The sequence below is a fragment of the Fibrobacter succinogenes subsp. succinogenes S85 genome (assembly GCF_000146505.1).
Classification (GTDB): domain Bacteria; phylum Fibrobacterota; class Fibrobacteria; order Fibrobacterales; family Fibrobacteraceae; genus Fibrobacter; species Fibrobacter succinogenes.
This window is the reverse complement of record NC_017448.1, coordinates 1,072,786-1,093,598: the sequence shown is the minus strand read 5'-3', so window position 1 is coordinate 1,093,598 and position 20,813 is coordinate 1,072,786. Positions and strand designations below refer to the sequence as shown.

The 20,813-nt window shown below is 47.3% G+C and carries 17 protein-coding genes; 15 read left to right on the top strand and 2 right to left on the bottom strand.

The window, feature by feature from the left end:
* Positions 1–13: 13 nt before the first annotated feature.
* The 4 genes from FSU_RS04660 (at position 14) to FSU_RS04645 (ending at position 8,969) form a co-directional block, all read left to right on the top strand.
* Positions 14–1,981, top strand: a complete 1,968-nt coding sequence (locus FSU_RS04660; RefSeq protein ID WP_012820400.1) for a fibrobacter succinogenes major paralogous domain-containing protein — start codon at positions 14–16, stop codon at positions 1,979–1,981.
* 82 nt (positions 1,982–2,063) lie between these two features.
* Complete coding sequence (locus FSU_RS04655) at positions 2,064–3,782, top strand: FISUMP domain-containing protein (protein ID WP_012820399.1); 1,719 nt, start codon at positions 2,064–2,066, stop codon at positions 3,780–3,782.
* Positions 3,783–3,877: 95 nt separating this feature from the next.
* Positions 3,878–5,062, top strand: coding sequence for a formate-dependent phosphoribosylglycinamide formyltransferase (gene purT / locus FSU_RS04650; RefSeq protein ID WP_012820398.1), 1,185 nt, complete (start codon positions 3,878–3,880; stop codon positions 5,060–5,062).
* A gap of 82 nt (positions 5,063–5,144) precedes the next feature.
* Entirely contained in the window at positions 5,145–8,969 is a 3,825-nt protein-coding gene (locus tag FSU_RS04645; protein WP_012820397.1) for an InlB B-repeat-containing protein, read from the top strand.
* Between the two features lie 39 nt (positions 8,970–9,008).
* On the opposite strand, the gene FSU_RS04640 is transcribed toward FSU_RS04645, so the two are convergent.
* The gene (locus FSU_RS04640; RefSeq protein WP_012820396.1) at positions 9,009–9,734 is read right to left on the bottom strand and encodes an RsmE family RNA methyltransferase; all 726 of its coding nucleotides are present in this window, start codon (positions 9,732–9,734) and stop codon (positions 9,009–9,011) included.
* Between the two features lie 35 nt (positions 9,735–9,769).
* On the opposite strand from FSU_RS04640, the gene FSU_RS04635 reads away from it, so the two are divergent.
* The 6 genes from FSU_RS04635 (at position 9,770) to FSU_RS04610 (ending at position 14,358) form a co-directional block, all read left to right on the top strand.
* Positions 9,770–10,564, top strand: a complete 795-nt coding sequence (locus FSU_RS04635) for an HAD-IIA family hydrolase (protein ID WP_012820395.1) — start codon at positions 9,770–9,772, stop codon at positions 10,562–10,564.
* Positions 10,564–11,436 carry a metal ABC transporter solute-binding protein, Zn/Mn family gene (locus FSU_RS04630; protein WP_012820394.1) on the top strand — a complete coding sequence of 291 codons (873 nt, stop codon included), beginning with the start codon at positions 10,564–10,566 and terminating at the stop codon, positions 11,434–11,436. Before FSU_RS04635 ends, FSU_RS04630 begins: the two co-directional genes overlap by 1 nt.
* Entirely contained in the window at positions 11,436–12,203 is a 768-nt protein-coding gene (locus tag FSU_RS04625) for a metal ABC transporter ATP-binding protein (RefSeq protein ID WP_012820393.1), read from the top strand. Before FSU_RS04630 ends, FSU_RS04625 begins: the two co-directional genes overlap by 1 nt.
* 61 nt (positions 12,204–12,264) lie before the next feature.
* Positions 12,265–12,555: a hypothetical protein gene (locus tag FSU_RS04620; RefSeq protein WP_012820392.1), complete on the top strand. Its 291-nt coding sequence runs from the start codon at positions 12,265–12,267 to the stop codon at positions 12,553–12,555.
* Positions 12,555–13,040 (top strand): rRNA maturation RNase YbeY, encoded by a 486-nt coding sequence (ybeY, locus tag FSU_RS04615; RefSeq protein ID WP_012820391.1) that lies wholly within the window; start codon positions 12,555–12,557, stop codon positions 13,038–13,040. Before FSU_RS04620 ends, ybeY begins: the two co-directional genes overlap by 1 nt.
* Positions 13,033–14,358 (top strand): hemolysin family protein, encoded by a 1,326-nt coding sequence (locus tag FSU_RS04610; protein ID WP_012820390.1) that lies wholly within the window; start codon positions 13,033–13,035, stop codon positions 14,356–14,358. The genes ybeY and FSU_RS04610 overlap by 8 nt, the downstream gene beginning before the upstream one ends.
* 137 nt (positions 14,359–14,495) lie before the next feature.
* Here FSU_RS04610 and FSU_RS04605 read toward each other — a convergent pair whose 3' ends face one another.
* Positions 14,496–16,340 carry a DNA topoisomerase IV subunit B gene (locus tag FSU_RS04605; RefSeq protein WP_012820389.1) on the bottom strand — a complete coding sequence of 615 codons (1,845 nt, stop codon included), beginning with the start codon at positions 16,338–16,340 and terminating at the stop codon, positions 14,496–14,498.
* Positions 16,341–16,588: 248 nt separating this feature from the next.
* Here FSU_RS04605 and FSU_RS16395 point away from each other — a divergent pair, with 248 nt between their 5' ends.
* From FSU_RS16395 to FSU_RS04585, 5 genes are all read left to right on the top strand, one after another.
* On the top strand, positions 16,589–16,732 hold the full coding sequence (locus tag FSU_RS16395; protein WP_012820388.1) for a hypothetical protein: 144 nt from the start codon (positions 16,589–16,591) through the stop codon (positions 16,730–16,732).
* A 124-nt stretch (positions 16,733–16,856) separates the two neighbouring features.
* Complete coding sequence (locus tag FSU_RS04600) at positions 16,857–17,546, top strand: aspartate/glutamate racemase family protein (protein ID WP_012820387.1); 690 nt, start codon at positions 16,857–16,859, stop codon at positions 17,544–17,546.
* 142 nt (positions 17,547–17,688) lie between these two features.
* On the top strand, positions 17,689–18,522 hold the full coding sequence (locus tag FSU_RS04595) for a TIGR02147 family protein (protein ID WP_012820386.1): 834 nt from the start codon (positions 17,689–17,691) through the stop codon (positions 18,520–18,522).
* A complete protein-coding gene (locus tag FSU_RS04590; protein ID WP_012820385.1) occupies positions 18,509–19,399 on the top strand; it encodes a hypothetical protein in 891 nt (296 codons plus the stop codon). Before FSU_RS04595 ends, FSU_RS04590 begins: the two co-directional genes overlap by 14 nt.
* Before the next feature lie 17 nt (positions 19,400–19,416).
* Positions 19,417–20,808 carry a hypothetical protein gene (locus FSU_RS04585; protein WP_012820384.1) on the top strand — a complete coding sequence of 464 codons (1,392 nt, stop codon included), beginning with the start codon at positions 19,417–19,419 and terminating at the stop codon, positions 20,806–20,808.
* The last annotated feature ends 5 nt before the right edge of the window (positions 20,809–20,813 follow it).

Here is a 20,813-nt window from a genome sequence, read left to right as displayed (position 1 = left end):
TAGGTGGTGGAATATGAAAGAAAAATTTTTTACTGTTGCTGGTGCAGTTTTGTTTTTGATCCTTGTCGCTTGTGGCGGGACGAAACCTGAATCTAATGAAGTAAATGCAACATCAGGTAATGATTTGTCGCCTAGTCGTGAATCTGCTGATTCTATAGCGGATTCCGGGATGCACATGATGGACTCACGTGATGGTCAAATTTACAAGATCGTAACGATAGGTTCTCAAACCTGGATGTCTGAAAACTTGAATTATGAAATGGCGAATAGTACATGCTATGATGGCTTTGTAAGTAATTGCTATAAAAATGGCCGTCTCTATGCTTGGAAGGCTGCGCTTGAATCATGTCCTGTGGAATGGCATTTGCCGACGCAATCGGATTGGCATGTGCTTTTTTCTGCTCTTGGTGGGAAAGTTTCTGCGGCTATAGCGCTTAAGACGTCAAAAAATTGGGGCGGGGGTTCGCGTGGACATAAGACGGCGACGAATGCTTCTGGCTTTTCGGCGCTTCTAAGTGGATACGAAAAAAGTAATGGGGAGTTTAGTTCCGATGGAGAAACTTTTTTCTGGAGTTCTGATTATTACAATGATAGCCTTGCGTATTTCATGGGGTTAAGAAGCGAAAGTGATGAAGCGTTCTTGCTTGGAGAAAATAAGGACAATAAGTATTCTGTTCGCTGCCTTAAAGATGATTCTTTAACTAAAAATGAATTTATCGGAAAGAGAACTTTGCCTTTCGGCGAAACGAGTAATCAATTTGTAGATATTCGCGATGGAAATGTTTACAAGATGGTGACTTATGGCAAACAGACTTGGATGGCAGAAGATTTGGCTTATAAGGCCGAACACGATGATGAGTGCTTAAGGTATTATTGCGGAGATTATGGAAGTTATACGTGGAAAATAGCGATGGGAGATGCGTACTCTCAGAAAAATAGGACGAGACCTGTGCGTGGAATTTGCCCTATTGGTTGGCATTTGCCGGATACAACCGAATGGAATACTTTGATTTCTGTTTTAGGTGGTAAAACGGCGGCGTGTGATATCTTTGAATCAAAGGCAGATAATGGATTTTCCATGGTTGCTAATGGAAATAGTTTACTATGTACAGAAGATGGCGTTGAGAGTGTATGTGCAGAGTCTGCTTTTTATTGGAGTTCCGATAAAGGTAATGAAGATGATTATGCACTTGGAATGCGTCTTGATGTTTATGTGAACGGGAAAAAAGAAGTGGGGATTGACTCCGGTCTAAAACGTGAAGATATGCCGATTCGTTGTGTGAAGGATGAGGCTACACAGGAAAGTGCTTCTAATGATGGATTGCAGACAAAAGTTGAAAGAATTGGAAAAACAGCCGTTATGGATTCTGTTGTTGATTCTCGTGATGGACAAACGTATAAAACGACTAAAATTGGTAATCAAGTTTGGATGGCCGAAAATCTCAATTACAAGACCGCAGGTAGTTTTTGCTACCATGACTCTACCCAATATTGTGAACTGTATGGCCGTTTTTACACTTGGGCTTCGGCAATGGATAGTGTGGGTGCTTTTAGCGTAAATGGTAAGGGATGTGGTTCAGGAACGTCTTGTCCCCCGAATTTCCCGGTTCGCGGAGTTTGTCCTGAAGGTTTCCATTTGCCGACCTTGGCGGAATGGAAAAGCTTGGTGGCGACGGCTGGTGGCGAATATGATGCCGCATCAAAACTCATGTCTGCTAAGAAATTGGAAAAAGGTTTTGATTGGGTGGAGGAAGGAACGGATGATTATGGGTTTTCGGCGTACCCGAGTTGCAATATGGAACGTGATGGCACAAGCGGATTTTGTAATCCACCAGTAAATTATTGGAGCTCTATAGAAAGTAGTACAGACGAGGCATATCACATGTCTCTCCAAAATTCAAATAATTACAATGGCAAAGGAATTCAATTTAGCGGTATTGAAAAGCATCATGCGTTCACCATCCGCTGTGTGAAGGATTGATGCTGGGTAATTTGTTATAGGTGAAATTTTCCTTTATTAGTTTTTATTACATTTACGATATCCGATTTTTAGGAGAAAATAAATGAAGAAATATCTTTTGCCGTTGTTTGGCATGGCTGTGTATTTCACTGCTTGTGAGGATGAACTCACACCTGTTTCTGGAAATTCTGCTGAAACTGTAACTGCGTTCAGCGACTTGAGCGAATGCAACAAAGATATTATTGGCAAGTTTGTTTATGTGTCCGATTCCGTAAAGGTATATGCTTGCACGGATAATGGCTGGGCGGCCGTTACCGGCGCTGCTGTCAGTGGCTCTAATGGAAGTGATGGTCATGATGGTGCCAATGGTAAGGACGGCACTAACGGCAAAGATGGTAAAAACGGAACCGATGGCAAGAACGGAAAAGACGGTACTGATGGCAAAGATGGCGCCGATGGTAAAGACGGAAAGTCTTGCACTATGACCGCTTTTAAGGATGGTTCTGGATTTGATGTTATCTGTGATGGCAAGCCTATCGGTAGCGTGAAGAACGGCACCAATGGTAAAGATGGTGCTCCAGGCACTAACGGTAAAGATGGAACTCCTGGTACAAATGGTAAGGATGGTACCAACGGTAAAGACGGAACGTCTTGCTCTGTCGCCAAAGCCGCAGATAGCGATGATGTTGTTGTGACCTGCGGAGACAAGTCCGTAACGATTCACAATGGTGTTGATGGTAAACAGGGTGAACCGGGTACTCCTGGTACTAAAGGCGCAGACGGAACCAACGGCTCGAATGGTGCTGACGGCGTTAGCTGCAAAATAGCCAGTGATGAGAATGGTATTGTTCAAATCCAGTGCGGCGAAGGCAAAGATGCGACTTCGACAAAGCTTTACAAAGCCTTTTGCGGCTCAAAGCCTTTTGACCCTGAAAAAAGTTTCTGCATGGCGGATGGCAGTGTGTATCCTCTTTGCAACGGCAAAACATATGTCCCTGATACGGATGAATGTGTTGATGGCGTAGTTGTACAATTTATCAAGTCTTGCGGCGACGAATTGTATAATGTGCATAAAAAATTCTGTGTAAACGATAAAACGTATGATCTTTGTGGTGGCGAATCGTATGACATAGAATTAGAAGAATGCGTTGAAGGCAAAAAGACCGTGGTCTATGAAAAATGCGGCGATGAAAAAATCAAGATAGCGGATGCAGATCACTTGTTCTGTGCCGAATTTGAAAATAAAACCACTGAAGAAAAAACTTATCAGGTTTACAAGTACACGACGATTGAAGTTAAGGATAAAGATTACTCCGAAACTTGGATGGCCGAAAACGTGAATTATGAAACAGAAAATAGTCGTTGCTATGAAAATAAAGAATCGAATTGTGAAATATATGGGAGACTCTATTCATTGGCGGCCGCTAAAAATGCTTGCCCTAATGGTTGGCGTTTGCCTAGCTTAGCGGATTGGGAAGGACTTATTTACGCTGTTAATGAATTAGATCAAAATTCAGACGCAAAAAATAATGCTGGAGAAGTTCTTAAGTCTTCAGAGATGTGGGGGGATGCGGGAAATGGTTCTGATTTGTTTGGCTTTACGGCACTTCCTGGGGGTGTGAATTTTTTTGATGAAGGTACGTACCATGAAGGTGGGTTGGGTTCGGATGCGTATTTTTGGAGTTCTCGTAATTCTGGAAAGTGCGTGCATTTAGTACATAAATCATATCTCCAATACATAGTCCGCGAAGCTTCAATTGAGGATTTTTCTACGAACTCTCAGCTTTCTGTCCGTTGCATAAAAAACGCCGAAAGTAATTAACCGCAAAATTTCATTGTCATGCCCGCCACCGAGCGGGCATCTCCGTTAATGGTTGCCTAATAATTTTATATTTGTAGTCACAACAAGGAGTTTTTATGGCAGAAATCGGTACACCTCTTAGTTCTACCGCAACGAAAGTTCTCTTTTGCGGTTCTGGCGAATTGGGCAAGGAAGTCATCATTGAGATGATGCGACTTGGCGTCGAAGTGATTGCAGTGGACCGTTACGCCAACGCTCCGGGCATGCAGGTGGCTCATCGCAGCTACGTGATTAACATGCTCGATGGCAAGGAACTCCGTGCCGTCATTGAAAAGGAAAAGCCGGACTACATCGTGCCGGAAGTCGAAGCGATTGCGACGGACACGCTCGTGGAACTTGAAAAGGAAGGCTACAACGTTATTCCGACAGCAAAGGCCACTAAGCTCACGATGAACCGCGAAGGCATTCGCCGCCTGGCTGCCGAAGAGCTCGGACTCAAGACGAGCCCGTACCGCTTTGCGGATAACTACGAAGATTTCAAGGCTGCGGTCAAGGAAATCGGCATCCCGTGCGTTGTAAAGCCGGTGATGAGTTCTTCCGGTCACGGTCAGAGCGTCATCAAGACCGAAGCCGACATTGAAAATTCCTGGAACATTTCCCAGACGGGTGGTCGCACTGGTGCTGCCAGCCGCGTGATTGTCGAAGGCTTTGTGCCATTCGATTACGAAATTACTTTGCTTACGGTGCGCCATGTGGGTGGCACCAGCTTCCTGGAACCGATTGGCCACCATCAGGTGGGCGGTGACTATCAGGAATCTTGGCAGCCACAGCCGATGAAGCCGGAACTTTTGGAACAGGCAAAGGTAATCGCAAAGAAGGTCACGGACGCTCTTGGCGGTCGCGGCATCTTTGGTGTGGAACTTTTCGTTTGCAAGGACGAAGTCCTGTTCAGCGAAGTCTCCCCGCGTCCGCACGATACGGGCATGGTGACGCTCATTTCTCAGGATCTCTCCGAATTTGCATTGCACGCACGCGCTATTCTCGGTCTCCCGATTCCGAACATTGCATTCCACGGCCCGAGCGCCTCGAAGGCAATCGTTGTCGATGGCAATTCTGACCACGTGAAGTTCAGCGGCCTCGAAGATGTGCTTGCAGAACCGGATACGGGCCTTCGCTTGTTCGGAAAGCCGGAACTCAAGGGCCACCGCCGTATGGGCGTTCTCCTTGCTCGCCGCGACACCGTCGAAGAAGCCAAGGCGGCTGTCATGGCTATGCGCGAAAAAGTCAAAGTGACTCTTTAATTCGTTCTAAAATTTTGTATTTTGTATAGCATCCTGGCTTTAAAGTCGGGGTGCTTTTCTAATTGAGAAGAAGGAGGCGATTTTGAAACGATTTTTATTTCTTGCTTTGGCGGCTGTGGCTTATGCCGCAAGGACGATTGTTCCGTCGGAACCCACACTTGATTCTGATGGTTGCTATGCCATTTCAACTGCCGAAGAGCTTTATGGCTATGCTAAAATCGTAAATGAATCCGAAGTTAAGACGGAATGCGGAAAGCTCACCAAAGACATCGTGGTGAACGAGAAAAATGTAAAGGATACAGCTTTTTGGACGCCGATTGAATCTTTCCATGGTACTTTTGATGGCCAAAATCATACGATTTCAGGGCTTATTTGCACAGATACATCTGCTTATAACGTCGGCATGTTTGGTTATGTGGGGGCCGAAATAAGGGAAAGGCTGAGCGGTGAACCGTGGGAGGTTTTGAAAAAAGCTGTCGTAAAAAATTTAGGACTGATTAATGTTAGCTTTGTAGGTAAAGGTGCTGTCGGCGGCATTGCTGGAGGCGCTTGGGGCGCTGTAATAACAAATTGCTATGTGGATGGCGCTGTCTATTCCAATTTATATACGGGAGGCTTGGTATATACGGGAGGCTTGGTGGGGAATTCGGGACCGCTTGAAATTACGAATTCCCGCAACTTGGCTTACGTAGGCGGATATTATGCAGGTGGACTTGTTGGCAATTATGATGGTAGCGAACCACTTACTATCGTGAACTCGTATAATGCAGGAACTATTAGCAGCAATGGTACGTATGGCGCTTTTGTTGGTTTTTCCGTTGGCAAGCTAATTATTTCTAATTCGTTTAATGTCGGTGAAAAATCCCTTAGCCGAGAAAAGCTTCTTGTGGTTGGACATCATGGTCGGGATACTTTAATTGTGGACAACTACTTTTATGTTGATTCGTGGGCGAGTAGTAAATATGGTATAAATATTGATGAAAAAGAGCTGAAAGATGGGACGCTGGCACAACGTTTACGTAATTACAATAAGGACGGAATTGATGGCTCGGTATGGGGACAATGGCTTGGCGTCGATGATATACCGCAGTTGTCCGGAAAATTCGTGGTCGGTTCTTCGACATTGAATATCGTTGCGAAGACTCCCTCCGTTGTAGATGGCTGTTATCAGATTGGTACGGCAGAGGAACTTTATGGTTTTGGCTTTATTGCAAATGCCTCGCTGTATAGTGAAACTCCCGTCTGTGGCAAGCTCACTAAGGATATTGTGGTCAACAAGAACGTGCTAGCAAAGGATACGCTCAATGGCAACGGCGGTAATTTTATCCCGTGGTTTGCGGTAACTAATTTTGCTGGAACTTTTGATGGTGCGGGTCACACCATATCAGGGCTTTATTTCAATGATAGCTTGCTTCGTGATGCAATGGGCTTATTTGCGACTGTATACGCACCTGATGAATCACGCCAGGTCAAGATTGAAAATGTCGGAATTGAGGATTCCTATTTTTACATTTTTGGTTCTGTAGGCTCATTGGTTGGATCCGTTAAAACGAAGAGCAAAACCGTGACTATTAAAAATTGTCATGGTTCCTCTTATTTGTATGGTGGTGCCGGAGGTTTGGTCGGTAGTCATGCGGGCGATTCCTTAGGAATAGAAGATTCTTATTTTGACGGTGTTCTTGAAAGCAACAATAGTTCAATTGGTGGCTTGATGAGTTGGGCTACCGGAAAATTTTACATCGTCAATTCTTATAGCGTGGCGGACCTCAAGGTGAATCCTGATTTTATGGGATCATACAATGGTTCTTTGGTTGGCACTAATAATATTGAATCAAACTCTTATGTTGTTAATTCGTATGGTGCAGATCCGTTATCGAAAAAAGAGTCTAGAGAAGCTTATCCTCTTGTCGGTTTGGCTAGTGCGGGAAGTATTGAATTTATCAATTCTTTTTCTGAAAAAACAGGAACGGAAATATTCTGTTTTAATTGCGGTAGTGAAAAAGATTTTGGAATTATCCAGGTGGATGCTGATAAATTCACGGATGGCTCTGTTGCAAAACTTCTTCATGACTATGGGGAATCGGGTATAAATGGTTTGCTTTGGGGCCAGCATGTCGGCTATGATGCTTATCCCGTCTTTAGTGGAGAGGTTACGACGAACTTTGAAACTTCTGAATTGAAATTGGTGACTTTCCCTGAAGATACGGTAAAGTATTCGAATTCGTACATTGAAGGCATTAAACTTTCGCTGCCGACTCCTGTTCGTAAGGACTATGTTTTTAAGGGCTGGTATGCTAGTGATGATTTTTCGGGTGAACCGGTAAAGAGTGTGCCTGCAGATGCGAAGGGAACGCAGACATTCTATGCAAAGTGGTGGCATTATCCACAGATGGTGGGCGACTGTTACGAACTGGGCGATGAGGGAGAACTGATTCTGTTCTCGTCCTTTGTTGATTCCTTGTACAGGTATTCGGTAAATCGTCCTACGTTATGTACCAAGCTGACGAACGATATCGTTTTGAACAAGAATGTTTTGGTCGATGGAAAACTGGATTCGTCAAAAATATCTTCGTTTGTGCAGTGGTTCCCGTTAAATAACTATCAAGGTGTATTTGATGGCAATGGTCATACGATTTCGGGCCTTTATGGCTATAAGGGCTTTTTCGGTAAAATTGAATCGGGAAATCTAATTATCAAGAATTTGGGTATTGTCGATTCGTATATCTCTGGCGGAAACGATGTTGGCGGTTTTGTTGGCGAGATGTATGGAAAGTCTTTAGTTATTGCCAATTCTTATTTTGAAGGTGTCGTCAAGGGGTATGAAAATGTCGGTGGCTTGATTGGCTACACGGATCGTTCTCAGACCTTGGTGCTTTCTAGTTATCATCGTGGTTCGGTTGAAGGTTATGCTGATGTGGGTGGACTTGTGGGCCTTTCGTATGAAATCTATGGCTCGCTTATGATGATGTATTCGTATAATGAAGGCTCTGTTAGCTCTATTTGGGAACGAAGTGTTGGTGGCTTGATCGGTGGCGAAATGACTGATTTCTTGCATTTGAGTAACTCCTACAATGTGGCTACTGTGACCTCGAAAACGAGTGTTGTTGGTGGCTTGGTGGGTTCTCTTAAGAACGATTCGGCGTTTATTTACAATTCGTACAATTTGGGCAATGTTTCTGGAACAGATTCTATAGGCGGTGTCTGTGGGTTCAAGAAGGATTATGTGGACCTTCATTTGGATGCTGCCTACTATTTGGAAGGTTTGCAGGAGGGACTTGGTGGTACAGCTGTTGCTGCCGAAGATTTCGCCAACAAGAATCTTCTGAAGCGTTTGCAGTCTTACAGGGATCATGGCTTGGATGGTTCTGCTTGGACGCAGTCGGATAGCGATAAGTATCCGGTGTTGAATAATAAAGTTTCGGATAAGTTTATCGATAGCCTGCTCGCTGTCGTGACTGCTCCGAGAAGTTCTAGCTCTTCGAGCGTTTCGAGTTCTTCAAGCTCTTCAAGTGCGACGGAAGTGTCTTCGTCGAGTGCGCCGCAGTCTAGCAGCAGTTCTGTGAAGTCATCTTCGTCCAGTGTGCCGCAGTCTAGTAGCAGCTCTGTGAAATCGAGCAGTTCGTCTGTGAAATCGTCAAGTTCATCGAACGTGCCGAAATCAAGCAGTTCCGGCAAGGTCTCGATTGCATCTGCTTTTGTTGCTTCGCCGGTGGCAATCCGTACGCAAGGCCGTATGGTTGAAATTAGCGGTTTGCGAGTGGGTGATTCTTATGCGCTCATGGACTTGCAGGGACGCTTGTTGCAACATGGCCAAGCCAACGGTTCTACGGTTATGCTGCAAGTGGCAAAGTCCGGTCGTTACCTCTTGCGAGTTGCTGGACGAAATCGAATCGTGAATGTCCGATAAATGTTAAAAAAGCCGCGTGGATACGCGGCTTTTTTCGTTTTATAAAACTTTCCCTAACGCGATAATGGCGGCGGTGCGGGCGCGGAGGCGCGTGTTTCCTAAGTTCAGCAAATGGACCTTCCCGTTCTTGAACGTTTTTATCGCTTCAATCTCGCGAGGTGAAAAACCACCTTCTGGACCTACAAGTAAAGTAACTGGCGTGGCGTTGCTATTTTCGGCAGCGCCTTCATTTATATCCAACTTACGTTCTCCATCGATATCGCAGAGAATCAAGTCTCCCTGATAATCCTTGAGCCACTTATCGAATTCAATCGGCCCTTCGATGCGTGTCATCCAGGGCTTCTTGGATTGCTTGAGGCTCACGAGCGATTTGAGTTCGGCGCGTCGAACCGTCTTTTTCAAGTCGGAATTTTTGGGTTCCTGTGAGTAGTCCGTACGCAAAAAGATGATGCTGTCCGTTTCGGTTTGTGCCGCATGGAAAACGACTTCTTCGAGTGCGTCATCCTTGAGGCAGGCGATGCCGAGGTTCAGGCGTGGGCGCTTGAGCGGAGCGTCTTCGACTGTATCTACGCGGACTTCGCAGGCTTTGGCGTCTGCCTTGGTGATTGTTGCATCGGCGTAATGCCCGAGGCCGTCGCAGAGCTGTAGAATTTCTCCATTCACGGCGCGGCAAACGCGTACGGCATGGCTACTTTCGTTTTCGTCCAAGATAATGGTGCCAACGCTAATGAGCGGGCAATAGAAACGGCTATCGGGAGTTTTCATGCACGTTAAAATAGAAAATTTCTATATTACACCTCGTGAAAAAGCCTATAAAAGCTGTTGTCTTCGATTTAGACGGAACTCTCTATTTGAGTGGCCGCCCATACCCTGGTGCGGTCGAAACGGTCAATCGCGTCGCTAAGCACGTGCCGGTCTATTACTTGAGCAACAATACGAGCAAGTCTCCCGTCTTTTACGAGAACCGCCTCAAGGTCATGGGGCTTCCGCTGGCTGATGATTCCATCATCTCGGCTCTGTACCTCTCGCTCGATGCGATTCACGAACGCAAAATCAAGAACGTATTTTTCTTTGCGAATCCGGAAGTGTACGAATGGTTTGCGGCGCAGGACCCGAGCCTCAATTTGCGCCCCTCGGTCGAAGAAACGGAACTGGTGCTTGTCGCGTACCACAACAGCTTTGACTACCGCGAACTTTGCGAACTCTCTTTTAGAGTGCAGCGCGGCATCCCGTTCTGGGTCACGCATACGGATTTTGTCTGCCCCGATGAACGCGGCCCGGTGCCAGATATCGGGAGTTTCATGGCACTTCTCAAGACGGCTTACGGCGTCGAACCCGAGATGAGCTTTGGCAAGCCGAACCCGGCGATGCTCTCTGGACTTTTGAAACTTTACCGCCCCGAAGAAATCCTTTTTGTGGGCGACCGTCTCTATACGGACTTTGAATTGGCGAAGCGTTCTGGCTGCCGTTTTGTGTTGCCCCTGTGCGGTGAATCGAAAATGGCGGATGTCGAAAAGCTCGACGTGAAGCCTGAATTTATTGTCAATAACGTTAGCGAAATAGATTTTAATGCCTTTTTGGAAGGGAAAAAATAATGCGTCGTATAGCTCGTCTTTTGTTTTTGCTTGTTATTGTTCCCGCAATTTTGTGGGCGGGTGAAGATCGTATTACGGTTGCGGTTTCGTTGCAACCTTATGCAACGCTTGTTAAAATGTTGGGTGGCGACCGCGTGAATGTGGTGACGCTTTTGCCGCCGGGGGCTGATCCGCATAACTTTGAACCGAAGCCGGCTGTCATCAAGGCTTTTTCTGTAGCCCAGGTTTATTTTACGGATGGTTCGGGTTTGGACAAAACTTGGATGCCTCGCTTTTTGGGCGCGAACAAGAATGTCCAGGTTATTGATGTTTCCAAGGGCATTGAATGGATGAAGTTGGAACACGAAGAGCATGGCGCCCATGGTCATCATCATGAAGAAATGGATCCGCATATTTGGACTTCGCCGACTCGCATGAGATTCTTGGCTCAGAATATTTTTCAGGAACTCAAACGGCTTGATCCGAAGCATACCATTGAATATGTCAACCGTGCATCTAGTGTGCAGGATGAATTGGCTCTCGTAGAACGTCAGTTGAACGAAGCGGTTATCAGCATGCCGAAAGATCGTCGTTCGTTTATTGTATTCCATCCTACGTATGGGTATCTCGCCAAGGACTTCAAACTCAAACAATATACCATTGAAGTTAACGGCAAGGAACCTAAGCCGAGAGACTTGGCAAACCTTGTTAAACTTGGCCGCAAGAACAACATAAAAAATGTCTTTGTGCAACCGCAATTCAGCAAGCGCGCTGCAGAAACGATTGCTAAGGATCTGGGTGCCGTTGTTGTTGAAACAGATCCTCTTGCTGCTGATTTTATTGGCAATACGGAAAAGTTTGTTAAAGCTTTAAGAGAGGCTAGTAAAAAGTAATGTCCGCCATTGACATCAAAGATCTTTCGTTTGGTTATGGTAAGTCGCCCGTGCTCACGGACGTGAACTTGTCTATTGACGAAAATGACTTTGTTGCCATTATTGGACCGAATGGTGGTGGCAAGTCCACGCTGATGAGGTTGATGGTCGGGCTCTTGAAGCCGACGTCTGGAACGGTGCGCGTGTTTGGCGAAAAGGTCCCGACGAAGAAAGTGGCTATCGGCTATGTGCCGCAGAATACGAACAAGAATATCGACTTCCCGATTACGGTGGGCGAGTGCGTTGCAACTGGCAAGACCGGGCTTTCTCCCAAGTCGGATGAAGTGAAGGCGGCGCTTGAACGCGTGCATATTGGCACCTTTTTGGACCGTCGTCTGGGTGAACTGAGTGGCGGTGAACGCCAGCGCGTGCTGATTGCACGTTCTCTTGTCTGCAATCCGAAGATTCTCTTTTTGGATGAACCGTCCAATAACATTGACGTCGCGGGGATTGAAGCGCTTTACAGCATGCTTGCAGAATTTAGCGAAACGATGACGATTGTGATTGTGACGCACGACTTGATGGCGCTTTCGCACAAGGTGAAGAGCGTCGTTTGCGTGAACCATTCCGTGCATTACCACGAAGGGGCGAACCTGACCGAAGAAATGCTCCATAGCACTTATGGTTGCGAAGTTGATTTGATTGCCCATGGGGTACCGCATCGCGTTCTCGGGAGCCATGACCATACCCACGGTGGCTGCTGCGAGCATCACCACCACGAAGTGTGAACCCACAAGCTCCATAATAATGTTATAATTGTATCGTACTTGTGTTTCATTGGAGGTAAAAATGAGTGCAGAAGTCGAAGATTTGACCGTCGAATACACTGACGAAGAAACCGGCGAAGTCGTCATCAAGGAATTGAGCAAGGAAGTCCTTTCGAAGGGCGCCTGGCCGACCGTGATGTTCTTCTACCAGGACCGTGACCCGAAAACGGGCGAGTTCAGCGAACCGAAGGTCTCTCTGCGCCGTTACCGCAAGATGCAAGGCACGTTCAAGCCCCAAGGCAAGTTCAAGATTACAGGCAAGGCGCAAGCCGAAGCCATTATCAACGTCTTAAAAAAGTGGTATAACATTTAATGCCAGACCCTGCTAGTAAAAAGAAAGACTACACTATCGATTTCCTGTGCGAGGGGAATATCGAGTCCTTCCCGTGGAAGGATAAGTTCGAAGCTATGGCCCGCAAGCTCCTTGCCGAAGAAGGCACGGAGAACAACGTCAACATCGTGCTCTGCACCGACGAGTTCGTTCGCGAGATGAACAAGAACTACCGCGGACTCGACAAGGTGACGGACGTGCTTTCGTTCGAATGGCACGAAGAAATCCCGGGCGAAGAAGAAATGCTCGGCGAAATCTACATCGCAAGGGACCAGGTCAAGCGCCAGGCCCCGCAGTACGGCAATAGCTTTTTTGCCGAGATGAAGCGTGTGATTGTTCACGGACTGCTCCACCTGTCGGGGTACGACCATATCAAGGCCGCCGACCGCAAGGTGATGCGCGCCCGCGAATGTGAGTTCTTGGGACTGGATCCATACAAGGACAAGGAGAGCATGGAAAATGGGTGATACGAACACCATTGCGATTGTTCTTCTCGTTTTCTTTCTTTTAGTTTCGGCATCGTTTACTTTAATCAAGGCAGTCTTTGCCGCCATCTATGCCAAGCGTGAAGACCACGACCGCACGGACCGCGAAGCGAAGATTGCAAAGATTGTCGAAAACCGCGGCTACAACGAAACCGTCTCCATCGGCCGAATCTTTTCGGACGTGGGCATTGGCGTGTTTGGATTTTATCTGTTCTCGAATGCCCCGTGGCAGTGGACGCACGATTTTTGGCTGCTCGGTATCATGGCGTACATGCTTTGCGCTTGTGCCGTGATTTATATCGTGACCATCTTTTTCCCGAACTTAATTGGCAACTTGAAGCCGGATACTTTATCCGTGGTGCTCGTGCCGCTGTACAGGCTCATCCGTATGCCGTTTGTGCCGGTGGGACGCGTTTGCCATACCATTTACCTCAAGTTGCTGAACGCCTTGGGTTACGACGCTAAGCTCAGCTTCTTGCCCGAAGAACGCCGCGATGCTGTGCAGGCGGACCTTTCGGATTCTTCGCTCTCTGAAGGCGAGGGCCTCGAAAAAGAAGAACGCCAGATGATCCTCAACATCTTCGACTTCGTGGAAACGCCGGTGCGCGAAATCATGACGCCGCGTGTGGACATGTGCGCGATTGATGTGGACACGTCGCTTGAGGACTTGGTGAAGGTTTTGAACAACGAACGCCATTCGCGTTTGCCGGTGTACAAGGAAACGGTCGACAACATTGTCGGAATCCTTTCGAACCGCGACTTCTTGGAATGGTACACGGAACATCACGAAGAACCGTTTGACTTGATGAAGCTTGTGATGCCGCCGGTCTACGTGCCGTACCACAAGAAGATTGATGATCTTTTGACGGAACTCCGCAAGACGGGTAACCAGCTTGCGATTGTCGTGGACGAATACGGCGGTACGGCTGGACTTGTGACGCTTGAAGATATTCTCGAAGAAATCGTCGGTGAAATTCGCGACGAAGACGACATGGACGAAGACGAGGACGTGCAGAAGTTGAAGGACGGACGCTACATCCTCGACCCGTTAATGACTCTTTCGGATTTGGAATACGAGCTTGATGTGGAACTCAAGCCACCTGAGAATTCCCACGTGGAAACGCTCTCCGGACTCATCCAGGCAACGCTTGGCATCATCCCGTCACCGGGCGCCGAAGTCAAGATTCAGGGTTACACGTTCCGCGTTCTGCGCATGGACGGCACCCGCATGGAAAAGGTCATGATGATCCTCCCTGCCGGCGTGAAAGGCCCCAAGACGCAGACTCTCCATAAGGTGTAAGTCTCGCGATTCCCGCGACAATGACAATGCAAAAAATCCCGCTTCAAGCGGGATTTTTTCGTTTCTCGTTAGGATGGCGGTGGTAAGCTGCAACTGCGTCCTTCCAACCGCCTCCTTTGTACTGTCTACTGAATCAACTACAATTCTTCCACAGCTTCTGCTCTCAGGTTCAGCACGATGTGTTCCTGGCGCATGGGCGTGTTGTTGCCCATGTAGTATTCCAGCATCTTGCCGAGCGAAGCGTCAGGCGGAATGCTCACCGTCTCGAGGCGCATGTCCTCGTTGATGAACTGTCCGAATTCTTCCGGGCTGATTTCGCCAAGACCTTTGAATCGAGTAATCTCAAGACCGGTCTTGCCGATTTCTTTGGCGGCCTTGTCGCGTTCTGCTTCATCGTAGCAGTACTTGGTCACCTGCTTGTTGCGCACGCGGAAAAGCGGCGTCTGCAAGATGTACAAGTGCTTCTGTTCCACAAGTTCCGGGAAGAACTGCAAGAAGAACGTCATCAGCAAAAGGCGAATGTGCATACCGTCCACATCAGCATCGGTCGCGATAATCACTTTGTCGTAACGCAAGTTCTCGAGACCGTTTTCGATGTCGAGCGCATGCTGCAACAAGTTGAATTCTTCGTTTTCGTACACGACCTTCTTGGTCATGCCAAAGCTGTTGAGCGGCTTACCGCGCAAGCTGAACACGGCTTGCGTCTGCACGTTACGAGCCTTGGTGATAGAGCCGGATGCGGAGTCACCTTCTGTAATGAAAATCATCGATTCGCGGTTGAGCGCGTTTTTCACGTCGGTAAGGTGGATCTTGCAGTCGCGAAGCTTGCGGTTGTGCAAGTTTGCCTTCTTGGCGCGTTCGTTCGCGAGCTTCTTGATGCCTGCGATTTCCTTGCGTTCACGTTCGTTCTGCGTGATGCGGTTGAGGAGCGCCTTTTCGGTTTCGGGATTCTTGTGCAAGAAGTTGTCAAATTCGCTTGCCACATAATCCACAACCCAGGAGCGCAGCTGGGCGCCACCCGGAGCGACCGTCGTCGAGCCGAGCTTTGTCTTTGTCTGGGACTCGAAAACCGGTTCCTGGATGCGCACGGAAATGGCGCCAATGACGCAGTTGCGCACATCCTGTGGGTCCAAGTCCTTCTTGAAGTGGTCGCGGGCGCCTTTGACAAGACCTTCGCGGAAAGCCTGCTGGTGTGTACCGCCCTGCGTGGTGTGCTGGCCATTCACAAAGCTGTAGTAATGTTCGCCGTACTGGTTTCCGTGCGTGAAGGCGCATTCGATATCCTTGCCCTTGAAGTGGATTACCGGGTAGCGGATGGAATCGTCCACGTGTTTGTTTAAAAGGTCCAAAAGGCCGTTTGGGCTCGTGTAGACCTTGTCGTTCATCACGAGCTGGAGGCCGTTGTTCAAGTAAGCGTAGTTCCAGACCTTCTCTTCCATGTAGGCCGGGAGGAAGCGGTAGTTCTTGAAAATGTCGGCATCCGGTTCAAAGTAAATTTCGGTACCATTCTTTTCGTTTGTGGCGCATTCCTTATAGTCTTGTACGAGCACGCCGCGGCTGAATTCGGCCTGCTTCATGCGGCCATCGCGGTAGCTTTTAACAATGAATTTGGTAGAAAGAGCGTTCACAGCCTTTGTACCCACGCCGTTCAAACCGACGGATTTCTGGAACGCTTCGGAATCGTACTTACCACCCGTGTTGATCTTCGATACGCAGTCGATGACCTTGCCGAGGGGAATGCCGCGCCCGTAGTCGCGCACGCGAGCCGCATGGTCGTCAATGTTGATTTCAATCTTCTTGCCGGCACCCATCACGAATTCGTCGATGGAGTTGTCGATAATTTCCTTGACGAGCACGTAAATGCCGTCGTCCGGGCTTTGTCCGTCGCCAAGCTTACCGATGTACATACCGGGGCGCAGACGGATGTGTTCATGCCACTCTAGGGATTTGATGCTGTCTTCTGTATATTTCGTAGCTGCCATTAATCAATCTCTTTAAAATTCAATTCCATATATAGCAAACGATGTTCTCGCCAAAATTAAAGTGGGCTTAATGCGATTGCTATGATCGTCCAGCAAATATATAAAAATTTTGAATACTGCACATTAAGGCAGTTGATTAAACGGATAAAAAGGTGTTTTTCCTAAAAAACGGACATCGCCACAAGGAATGGTAATTTCTAATTATTTTATATTTAAAGACAATAGAATGATTCCAGGAGGAAATACACATGGACGCAATTCAGGTTGCGCGTGAACGATTGAAGCTTATCAAGTTGCTCGCTCAAAATGGCCGAGATATGGCCATGGGCAAAGTGATTTCGCAGAAAGACGTATTTAAGTCTTTAGATCGCGAAATAGCCACTCTTCCTTAATTTTTTGAAAAAACTTTTTGTAAGTAGCCCGGACCTCGAATGAAGGCTCGGTTTATTTTAGCTATTATTGCGGTGTAGTTGGCTAATGAATATTAGCCTTTAATGAATGCTAACGGAGAAATTTATGAAGACGGTTGGTTTGATTGGCGGCATGAGCTGGGAAAGTACAATCACGTACTATGAAATTTTGAATAAAGAAATTGTGAGCGCATTGGGCGGTTTCCACAGCGCAAAAATCTTGATGAACAGTGTCGATTTTGCAGAACTCGAAGCGAACATGTCCAATGGCAATTGGGATGGCAATGCGGCGATTCTCGCGGATGCGGCAAAGCGCCTTGAATGTGCGGGTGCGGACTTTATCGTGATTGCAACGAATACGATGCACAAGCTTGTCCCGCAAATCGAACGTGAAATTCATATCCCGATTCTGCACATTGCCGATGCGGCTGCAACAAGCGTTATTCGCGATGGCTTTACGAAAGTTGCGCTGCTCGGTACCAAATTCACGATGACGCAAGACTTTATCAAGGACCGCCTCAAGGGAGCTGGCCTTGAAGTGATTGTGCCGGACGCTCCGGACATTGAGATTGTGAACAACGTGATTTTCAATGAACTCTGCTTGGGCAAGGTTCTTGATGCATCGCGTGCAGAATACCAGCGCATCATTGAAAGCTTGAAGGAACGTGGTGCTGAATGCGTGATTCTTGGTTGTACGGAAATCGGCATGCTCATCTCCGCAGAAGATAGCGTGCTCCCTGTGTACGATACGACCATCATCCATGCCAAAGAAGCCGCCCGCCAATCGCTGGGTTGATTGTTCTATATGCTACACGATGTAGTATATGCAAAATTTTTGTGCGAAATTTTTAGAAAAATGCTTAAATTTTGCAAAAATCTTTAATTTTGTAGCATAAAAAGACTTGATTTTTGAAAAATACGGTTTTATATTTTTTAATATGAAACCGATCGTCGAATATACCGATTTCCGCATGTTCATGCGTGATTACTACGAGGAACGCAAGCGCTGTTCCGCGTTCTCCTGGAGAGAATTCTCCAAGAACGCAGGATTCAGTTCACCCTCGTACATGAAGGTCGTTTGCGACGGTAAAAGCAAGTTGAGCCGTATCGGTGTAGAACGCACGGGTGCCGCCATGGGACTTGCTGGTTTCGAGATGGATTATTTCAGGGCGATGGTCAAGTTCGGCCAGGCGGAAACAGAAGAAAGTAAAAAAGCCGCCTACGAAGAAATGCTTTCCATCGCAAAGACGTACAAAGTCCGTACGATTGAAGGCGAGTTTTTCAAGTACTACGATACTTGGCACAACTCGGTTGTCAGGGAACTTGCCCCGATTATGCCGGGCGCCACTCCGGGCGAAATGGCAAAAATGTGCTACCCGCAGATTTCTGCTGCGGAAGTTCGCGATTCCCTCGATTTCCTCACGAAATCGGGACTCCTGAAAAAAGACGAAGACAATTTTGTCCAGTCCGAAACTTCGATTAGGGGGACGACGGATGCAACGCGACTTGCCATGAGAAATATGCACCGCCAGATGTCCAGACTTGCGACATCGGCGCTTGAACTCCCCAAGGAAATTCGTAATTTTAGTGGAGTGACCATGGGGCTTTCGCGCGAGTCGTTCCACAAGATTGAATGTGTGCTGAATGAATGCCGTCGCCAGATTATTGCCATCGCCGCCGAAGAAAAGAATATTGAACAAGTTTATCGCTTGAATTTGCAGTTATTCCCCCTGACGAAAAACGTGAAGGAGAACGAAAATGAAGAAGTGTAGTTTGTATGAACTTATAACGCTCACGGTAATCTTTTCGCTGAGCTTCTTTGCGGGGTGTTCTTCGGATAAAATTGCAGGTACGTCCGAAGAGACAAATGAATTTGCCTATAAAGTTTCGTCGAGCTCCGAAGAGGAATCGTCGAGTTCTTCTGCAAAATCGTCTAGCAGTTCGAAGGCCGTATCCAGCAGTTCGCGCACAATTTCTAGTAGTTCTGTAAAATCGTCCAGCAGCTCTTATATGGAGTCCTCGAATAGCTCGCTTCCGGGAGCCACAAGTTCTTCTACGGGTGTTGATGTGAATAATAATTCTAGCAGTTCCGAAAAACCAAATGAAGGTACGGCAAAGCCAGATATTTCGTTGGATTATTATTTGAAATTGCTCAATCAAGCATCTGACTCGTTTGACAGTGGCGTCATGGCGACAGCGATTGATCTAAATACGGATGGCGATCCGCAAAATCCGAATCCGCCGATGGCGACCGAATTTGATACGCCTTGGCCGCATAAGATTGTAAAGCAGAATGTCGAATTGCTGCAAGAATATTTCCCAATGGCGTTTTCGATGTATCCTCAAATCATCAGTGCGATAAAGAACGAAACTTTGGACGAAAATTGTGGACTTTATACGTTCAATGTGTATAGCGATGGATTGACTGCAGCCTATATCGTTGCTGAAATTACCGAGAATACCATCAAGGTGATTGATATTCCGGCGGGAGAATGTAAGGCGCTGTCTTTGACTCAAATGTCCAGGTTCCTGTTCTACTATTGTGGCGAACTCAATAGCCATGCCGAAACGGAACATATAAAAGTTGATGTGGATTTGTCTGATAATTGCCCGAATCTTAAAACGGGTAATGAATGGGTGAAATTATAAATTAAGGAGAAAACATCATGAAAAAGAATCATTATGTCAAGGCGATGAGCCTTGCCGTTGTGGCGGCTACTTCTTTCGCAGTCGTTGCATGCGATAACGATACTCTCAGCGGTCCTGATTTCAACGCTGGAAACGGTGGGACTTCCTCGGCCGTTGAACAGCCTGCTCCGCAGTCCTCTAGCTCAGAGGTTGCTGTAAGCTCTTCATCCGATATCCCGCTCAGCTCGCAGTGTGCTGCACTGCTTCCTGAGTGTGGTTACACCGTCGAACAACTTTGTGAAATGGGCCAGACCTACTTCTGCGTGAGCAGTTCTTCGTTTTCTCAAAAGCCATTGAGCTCGAGTTCCGTTGAATCGTGTCCGAATGGTCATTGGACGACTCACTGTAACGGAATTTGGACTCAGGAGCCGGTTTGCTGCGAAGAGAAAACCGTGGAAACTTGCAGACACATCACGGATTACGATGGCATGACCGAAAAGGGTAACTGCGTGGATCAAAACGGTCGCACCGCCGTTGACTGCGTGACAGGTGCGAACTATGAATGCCAAAACAACAATTGGCAGCCGGTGACTTGCTTGAATGTCAAACCGGATGAATGCAAGCCGGGGATGGGTGGCTGTGGCTACCGTCTCTGCCAACCGGATGGCATCAAGGAAATTGCCGATTGCGGAAGTGGTGCCATTTACGTTTGCAACGGTGAAACGTGGGAAGTCAAGGCGACGGATAACAATAAACTCTGCGCCCAAGGCAAACTTGAATACTGCGAAGCTTGCTTTAAAGAAGGCGTCTTCAATGGCCATTACAAGTGCGAAGGCGGCAAGTGGAGAGAGTACGGCATGGGCGATGAAATCTGCGAGCACATCACCGATGTTAAATGCGATGATAATAGGCCTGGTTGCGGTTTTTGTGGTGTAGAAAAAAGATTTGCATTTGATTGCGAAACAGGTGAGGAATTTGTGTGTGATCAGGGATACTGGTCTCTGAATGTCAAGGATTGCGAACCAGGAATGGATGGATGCGCGGTTCCTGTATGCAACGCCCTTGCTCCGGAATGCGGTTATAGCGAATACGAACTTTGCAACAAGTATGGCATTGATAGATACTGCAACGATAAATGGCTGAGCGAACCTTGCGACGGTTCTGAATCTAGCAGAGACCTCCGCATCGTGGAATCCAATAATAGTTTCAGAATTGAAAACTACATCTGCGTCAATAACAAGTGGGTGGAACGCTTCAAGTATTACGAATGTGGCGAAGAAGTCGATTGCGACCGCCCGTCTCTGCGTTGCCAGGCAAGCCCTGTAATCGGAACCGCTTGCGAAAACGAAGGCGAGTCTAGCGATATCGATGGCTGCGTGTTCTTTTGCAGCGCGGGTCAATTCATCTACGCTCCGCCGCCAACGTGGTGATAAGC

Coding starts and splice junctions, on each gene's coding strand:
- FSU_RS04600 (WP_012820387.1), top strand. CDS start 16,857: ATGAAGACGGTTGGTTTGATTGGCGGCATGAGCTGGGAAAGTACAATC.
- FSU_RS04655 (WP_012820399.1), top strand. CDS start 2,064: ATGAAGAAATATCTTTTGCCGTTGTTTGGCATGGCTGTGTATTTCACT.
- FSU_RS04590 (WP_012820385.1), top strand. CDS start 18,509: ATGAAGAAGTGTAGTTTGTATGAACTTATAACGCTCACGGTAATCTTT.
- ybeY (WP_012820391.1), top strand. CDS start 12,555: ATGCCAGACCCTGCTAGTAAAAAGAAAGACTACACTATCGATTTCCTG.
- FSU_RS04625 (WP_012820393.1), top strand. CDS start 11,436: ATGTCCGCCATTGACATCAAAGATCTTTCGTTTGGTTATGGTAAGTCG.
- FSU_RS04585 (WP_012820384.1), top strand. CDS start 19,417: ATGAAAAAGAATCATTATGTCAAGGCGATGAGCCTTGCCGTTGTGGCG.
- FSU_RS16395 (WP_012820388.1), top strand. CDS start 16,589: ATGGACGCAATTCAGGTTGCGCGTGAACGATTGAAGCTTATCAAGTTG.
- FSU_RS04605 (WP_012820389.1), bottom strand. CDS start 16,340: ATGGCAGCTACGAAATATACAGAAGACAGCATCAAATCCCTAGAGTGG.
- FSU_RS04610 (WP_012820390.1), top strand. CDS start 13,033: ATGGGTGATACGAACACCATTGCGATTGTTCTTCTCGTTTTCTTTCTT.
- FSU_RS04660 (WP_012820400.1), top strand. CDS start 14: ATGAAAGAAAAATTTTTTACTGTTGCTGGTGCAGTTTTGTTTTTGATC.
- FSU_RS04620 (WP_012820392.1), top strand. CDS start 12,265: ATGAGTGCAGAAGTCGAAGATTTGACCGTCGAATACACTGACGAAGAA.
- FSU_RS04630 (WP_012820394.1), top strand. CDS start 10,564: ATGCGTCGTATAGCTCGTCTTTTGTTTTTGCTTGTTATTGTTCCCGCA.
- purT (WP_012820398.1), top strand. CDS start 3,878: ATGGCAGAAATCGGTACACCTCTTAGTTCTACCGCAACGAAAGTTCTC.
- FSU_RS04640 (WP_012820396.1), bottom strand. CDS start 9,734: ATGAAAACTCCCGATAGCCGTTTCTATTGCCCGCTCATTAGCGTTGGC.
- FSU_RS04595 (WP_012820386.1), top strand. CDS start 17,689: ATGAAACCGATCGTCGAATATACCGATTTCCGCATGTTCATGCGTGAT.